This window comes from Methanocalculus sp. (genome assembly GCF_029762515.1).
In the GTDB taxonomy this organism is placed as follows: Archaea; Halobacteriota; Methanomicrobia; order Methanomicrobiales; family Methanocorpusculaceae; genus Methanocalculus.
The window spans coordinates 1-6,326 of sequence record NZ_JARVGN010000094.1; the positions used below are offsets into that span (position 1 = coordinate 1).

Here is a 6,326-nt window from a genome sequence, read left to right on the forward strand (position 1 = left end):
CGGCAGCTCCGGGTGACAGAGCCTGCCGGAACGTCTCTCTCTCATCCTGATAAGGGATCGCACCTGCCCCGTCTGCTTGGACAGGTGAACGGGACGTATATTATCGCCATCTCAGATGAAGGGGATCTTATGATCATCGATCAGCATGCAGCCCACGAGAAGATCGCCTTTGATCTCCTCCAGAAGAGGGAGGGAGATGCTTCTGCTTCACAGCAGCTCCTCGTCCCGGTGATGGTACCCCTCTCAAGAAAGGATGCGGCTCTTGTTCTGGATGCAATCGGAGATCTCCGGTCGGCAGGCTTTGTGATCGAGGAGTTTGGCGGCGATACCTTTGCGGTGCAGGCGGTGCCAGCCGGACAGTCAAAGCTGGATGATCCCGGCGAGATCGAGTCACTTCTCCTTGAGGTGATCGAGGGCATCCGAGGGCCCGCGAGTGAGCGGAGGTTGCGTGTTTTTAAAACTATTGCATGCAGGGCTGCAATCAAGGGAAATACACCCCTCTCACACGAGCAGATGGAGCGGCTTATACAGCAGCTCTTCTCCGCAGGACCGCCCTATACATGTCCGCATGGAAGGCCGGCTATTGTCAGGTTCGGCTCAGCCGATCTTGAGCACCTCTTCAAGAGGAGATAGGTGATTTCGGACAAATCCATATTACCGACCTCATCATATGATATAGTGTGAGATGGGCTATTCTCGGTGGTGGACTCACTGGAGTCACACTCTCCCGGCTCCTGCAGCAGGCAGGGGAAGAGGCAATCGTTCTTGAGAAAGAGGATCGGATCGGCGGTTTATGCCGCTCGGAATCAGCGGATGGATTTACCTTTGATATCGGCGGTTCACATATCATCTTCTCGCGGAACGAGACTGTACTCTCGTTTATGAATGATCTCCTCTCCTCAAACAAGGCAGAGCGGAAACGGAATACCAAGATCTTCTATAAAGGCCTGATGGTCACCTATCCATTCGAAAACGGCCTCTATGAACTTCCAAAAGAGGATCTCTTTTACTGTATCAACGAATATATCAGGACGATCATCGCCGCGGAGAAGGGTGAGATCCCGACTCCTCAGAACTTCAGGGACTGGATTCTTGGGACCTTCGGACGCGGAATAGCCGACTGCTACCTTATTCCCTATAACGAGAAGATCTGGAACTATCCGACCGAACAGATGTCCGCACACTGGATGGAGGGGCGTGTGCCCCGGCCGCCTGTTGAAGATATCATCAGATCGGCAATCGGCATCAAAACAGAAGGGTATACCCACCAGTCGGTCTTCAACTACCCGATTCTCGGGGGAATCGAGTCAGTTGTGAAGGCTATCGCTGAGCCGGTGCAGGATTTTATTGTGACCGGCTGTTCTGTCTCCTCTCTTCAGAAAAGGGACGGGCAGTGGGTGATCAGTGATGGAACAACCAAATATTCGGCAGATCGGGTGATATCCACAATCCCGCTCCAGCATCTCCTGCCATGCCTGGGTTCTGTCCCAGCAGAGGTGCAGACAGCCTGCGATGCGCTGAGATATAATTCGCTCATCAGCGTCTGTATCGGATTTAAAGGTTCAGCACCACCCCTCTCCTGGGTGTATATCCCGGATGCTGCCACCGGAGACTTCAACAGGATCTCATTCCCCTCAAACTACAGCGACGCTGTTGCCCCGGACGGGCATGCTTCGGTGCTTGCCGAGATCACCTATAATGAAGGAGATCCGATCTCCCGGCTCACCGGTGATGAGATCCTTGACGATACTATAAGAAGCCTCAGGCAGATGGGTGTCATCCCGGAAGATGGCACAATCGCCCATGGTTCGGTGTATAGATCCAAATTTGCGTATGTGGTCTATGATCTCGATTATCTGGAGAATATCGCGATTGTCAGATCCTGGCTTTCTGAACAGGGGATTGATCTCGTCGGGCGGTTCTCCGAGTTTGAGTACCTGAATATGGATGGCTGCATCCAGAGCGCCTTTTCTTTTATGGAGCGAAATTAATGAGAGCAAATATCTTTGTTGAGGATATCTTCTTCTTCAAGTACATCGGCTGTTCGACGCTTGCAAAGACATTGTACCGCCAGATTCATGAGAAGCACCCCTATGATGTGGCCTGGAACTCCTATCAACCGGATTTTGATGTCGTCCATTACCATAGTTTCGGCCCGATGGCACTGACACACCGCTCATATAGCAAAGGAGTGAAGATCTTAACGGCACACTCCACCCCACGGCTGAATGACGGAAATGTTGCCTTCTCGACGATCATCAATAATCAATACCCAAAGATCTATGGCAAATTTGACCATATCATCGCAATCACGCCCCCAAGCCTCCGTGAGATCGAGGAGATGCTCCCCGATATGCCGACCACCCTCATCCCAAACGGGGTGAACCGGGAGAAGTTTACTCCCGATGAGGAGAAGAGACGGCGGTTCCGCAGCTGCCTCCAGGTGGATGATGATACCACCGTTGTCCTGACGGTTGCCCAGGAGACGCCGAGGAAGGGGATCTATGACTTCCTGAAGCTCGCAAAGAAGATGCCTGATGTCACCTTCGTCTGGGTGGGCGGCTATCCATACAGCGTGCTCTCAAAAGATTATGCAAAGATCGAACTGTTGAAGAGGAAGTCCGGGAAGAATGTGAAATTCACCGGTTTTGTTCCTGATATCACAGAGGCATATGCCGGTGCCGATATCTTCCTGCTCCCCTCATATGCGGAGATCATGCCGATGGTGCTCCTGGAGGCGCTTGCAACCGGTGTGCCGGTTGTCGCACGGGATATTCCGGAGTTTCGTGAAGTCTTTGGCGATGCCTCACTCCTCTTTTCTGATATCCACGAAGCGGAAGGTTTCATGAGGGATGAGACGGCTCTTCGGCGTCTCAGAGGTATCTCCCGTTCATTCACAGAGCGCTTTGATATCAATCGAATTGCCGGGGAGCATATGAACACCTACAAGAGGCTTGCGGAGGATGCATGATCTCGGTTATTGTTCCAACCTATAATGAAGAGTCAAATATCGAGGAGTGCTTAAAGAGCCTCTCGAACCAGTCAATCCCCCGTTCGGAATATGAGATCATCGTCGTTGACGGAAACTCAAAAGACCGGACACGGGAGATTGCAGAGAAGTATGCGGATCTCGTCTTCATCCAGACAAGAAAAAAGGTCGGAGGCGCACGGAACGACGGTGCAGAGGCATCAAAGGGCGATATCATCGCAACCACCGATGCCGACTGCATCATCCCACGGGACTGGCTTGCCAGGATCGAGGCAGGTTTCTCTGACCCGGAAGTTGTCCAGCTCTATGGCCTGGTTGAGCCGATTGAGCCTGGGATCAGGCACAAGATATCGCTTGCCCTCGCCAATACCTTCTCCCGGCTCGGCTACTATACGCATACCCTCTACTACACCCTCGGCTGCAACACGGCATTTAGGCGGCAACCGTTCTTTGAGGCAGGGATGTACCGCACCATCGATGCCGGAGACGATCTTGAGATCGCACGCCGGATGCGGCAGATCGGCCGCGTGAAGCTGGATGGGAAGCTCAGGGTGAAGTTCTCGATGCGCCGGTATGTGCAGTTTGGGACATTGAAGTCGCTCTATGAGTGGCTCTATATCACCATCAAGGGCGGGGATGACGAGAAGTACCAGTACTCGAAGCGGGAGTATAAGTGAGTCGATCCTGTCGTCCTGAATCTGGGTGTTCCAGGCTGGATGAATCCAACAGTCTTTGGGATTAGAACATGAACAGACAGGCAATTCTTACTTCACTCAACCAGAAGATCAACAAAAAGAAAAAGTAACCAAGCCCTAATCCAATATAAAAACTGAAGACATTAGATCATGATCCTCCACGAATCCGCCACTCTGGAATTGAAAAAATCCCTCTCCCTTATCGAGCCTGCTCTCAAATCAGTCTGTGGTTTCCTCAACCATCGTGGCGGCATCATCTCGTTTGGAAGGACCAACACCGGGACAATAATCGGTGTGGATCCTACTGACCACTCACTCCGCAAACTCTCCCAACAAATCACCTCCCGGATAAAACCTGAGGTCACACCAGATATCCGAGTTATCGAAGAAGAGGGAAAACACCTGATTGTTGTCACTGTCCCGGAGGGAATCAGTAAACCCTACTATCTTGATGGTATTGCGTACATGCGAACCGGAACCGAAAACCGGGTCATGCCCCCAGATGAAATAAAACGCATCATACTCCGTGAACATGCAGTGCCTTGGGATGATCAACTCTGTCAGGGAGCTACTCTTGATGACATTGATGCACCTTCAGTCAGGAAATTCCTCGAACGAGCACTGTATGAACGGAGGTTTGATGCAGATCCTTCAACTCCGGTTAAGATCGCACTGGAAAAACTCGGTGTCCTGAGTGGAGGGCTGCCTACCCATGCAGCCATCCTGTTTTTCGGCAAAGATCCACAACGTTTTTTTACACAGTCTGAGGTTCGCTGTGCACGGTTCAAAGGAGAGGAAGTCTCCAGTACTTATCTAAACATGAGCGTCCTGCACGGCAGGATCGATCAGCTCATCGAAGATGCTAACCGCTTCATAACCCAGACTATCCAGAAAGCAGCATGGGTTGTCCCCGGAAATATGCAACGGGAAGAGCACTGGGAATATCCGCCCGATGCCTTGCGGGAAGCAGTTATCAATGCGGTTTGTCACCGTGATTATAATTCATCAGGTAATGTCCAGATACGGATTTTCGACAGCAGGGTGCAGGTTTGGAACCCAGGGACACTCATAGAAGGTGTCACAGTCGAACTCTTAAAAGTCGAACATTCTTCTTACCCGAGGAACAAAACCATTGCCCGTCTCCTCTTCCTTACCGGATATATCGAACAATGGGGATCAGGTACGCTCAGCATGATCACTGCCTGTGAACGGGATGGCGTCCCTGACCCGCAGTTCCGTGAAGCAGGCAATGCATTTGTGGTCACCTTCCTGCGTTCAACGGTCAATACGCTTCTTGAAAACCCGAAGATCTTAAATCATCGGCAGCACAGGGCAATCAAATATTTACAAACGCATGCCACCATCACCCGGCAGGAATACAGTAATATTTTTGAATGCAATGAGAAGACTGCACGACGCGATCTTGCCGATCTTGAGAAGAAAAAAGTCATTGTGATGGAAAAAAGCGGAGCAACGAAATTATTCCAACTCAATCCGATCTTTTCCACCTATGTGGACATGGGTGGGCTTGGCAGTCGCTGAATTCTAAATCAGAAAACGCATAAATATCTACTGAAATTGGAAAATAATTATTTTATATCCTTGGAATTCTCATATCCAATATGGGCATAATGTGGACAAAAAGTTTGTGGTGACTTCCATTGACCGGATTTTGGGATGCTATTATTGATAGATCTCAATTCATTCCACACCCCCTCCTCCCCATTGTATGCTCTCCCCTTCCTCCTTCTCTCACCCTAACCTCCCCTGCACACTTCCCCCGACAACAAGATACGCCCCCGCCCGTTTCATCACAACTCCTGCTTCCCTGAGCATCTTTTCTGTCACTGCCCGCCCGGCACTCCTCATGAAGATGATCCGTTCAACTGCCTTTGGGCCGATCCCCGGCACCCGGATCAGCTCTTCCCGGGTGGCGGAAGAAGGATCAATCCGGACTGATCCCGCAGCATTGATCTTCGGATCTCCCGGCAGGAGTGCTCCTTCTTCGTCAAGTGCGGCAGCGGTTTCATCCGGCGAATAGCCATAGTCACGCACCAGCGCATCGACTGCATAGAGCCCCTTTAACCGTGACGGGTTTGCCGGGGCTGCTCTGGCAAGCGGGGTGCCGGGGAGGGGGATGAGCCCCGAATAGTAGATGCTGGCAGGGGCAAACCTCCGGTATTCACGGTGCATGAAGGAGAGGATCTCACCATCTGTCTCTTCTCCCGCCCCGACAACGATCTGGGTGGTGTGGCGGCCGGGGGCGGCCTCGGCAACCCAGGCATGCCGCCGCAGCAGATCCGACTCATAGTTTTTGACAGATGCGATCTCCGAGAGCCGATCCTTGCTGACGGCTTCGAGATTGATGCTGATCCGATTGGCGAGCCGGGCCGCCTCATTGATATCGGTCCGGAGGGCGCCCGGCACCACCTTCAGGTGCAGGTATCCGGTAAATCCTCCCTTTCTCATGAGGGTGGCAGCCTCGATCAGGTCGTCCATGCTCTGACCGCAGTCACGCGGTATTCCCGTTGAGAGGAAGAGGCCGGTGATCCGGCTCTCCTTCCAGAGTGAGCAGATAAGGTCAGCGAGCTCCTTTGGGGCAAATGCCGGCGCATTCTTCCTCCGGCATATCCCGCAGTATG

5 protein-coding genes and 1 pseudogene are annotated in these 6,326 nt (G+C 52.1%); 5 read left to right on the top strand and 1 reads right to left on the bottom strand.

What is annotated here, in order from left to right; translation table 11 throughout:
• The 5 genes and pseudogenes from QCH34_RS04705 to QCH34_RS04725 form a co-directional block, all read left to right on the top strand.
• A pseudogene (locus QCH34_RS04705) lies at positions 1-633 on the top strand (DNA mismatch repair protein MutL); the annotation flags it as partial.
• 47 nt (positions 634-680) lie between these two features.
• A complete protein-coding gene (locus QCH34_RS04710; RefSeq protein WP_300330900.1) occupies positions 681-1,991 on the top strand; it encodes an FAD-dependent oxidoreductase in 1,311 nt (436 codons plus the stop codon).
• Positions 1,991-2,971 (top strand): glycosyltransferase family 4 protein, encoded by a 981-nt coding sequence (locus QCH34_RS04715; protein ID WP_300330905.1) that lies wholly within the window; start codon positions 1,991-1,993, stop codon positions 2,969-2,971. The genes QCH34_RS04710 and QCH34_RS04715 overlap by 1 nt, the downstream gene beginning before the upstream one ends.
• Complete coding sequence (locus QCH34_RS04720) at positions 2,968-3,666, top strand: glycosyltransferase (RefSeq protein ID WP_300330910.1); 699 nt, start codon at positions 2,968-2,970, stop codon at positions 3,664-3,666. The genes QCH34_RS04715 and QCH34_RS04720 overlap by 4 nt, the downstream gene beginning before the upstream one ends.
• 168 nt (positions 3,667-3,834) lie before the next feature.
• Positions 3,835-5,226 (top strand): ATP-binding protein, encoded by a 1,392-nt coding sequence (locus QCH34_RS04725; protein ID WP_300330915.1) that lies wholly within the window; start codon positions 3,835-3,837, stop codon positions 5,224-5,226.
• A gap of 210 nt (positions 5,227-5,436) precedes the next feature.
• Here the strand turns inward: QCH34_RS04725 and QCH34_RS04730 are convergent.
• On the bottom strand, positions 5,437-6,326 hold an 890-nt coding region (locus QCH34_RS04730), incomplete at its 5' end, for a radical SAM protein (RefSeq protein WP_300330919.1).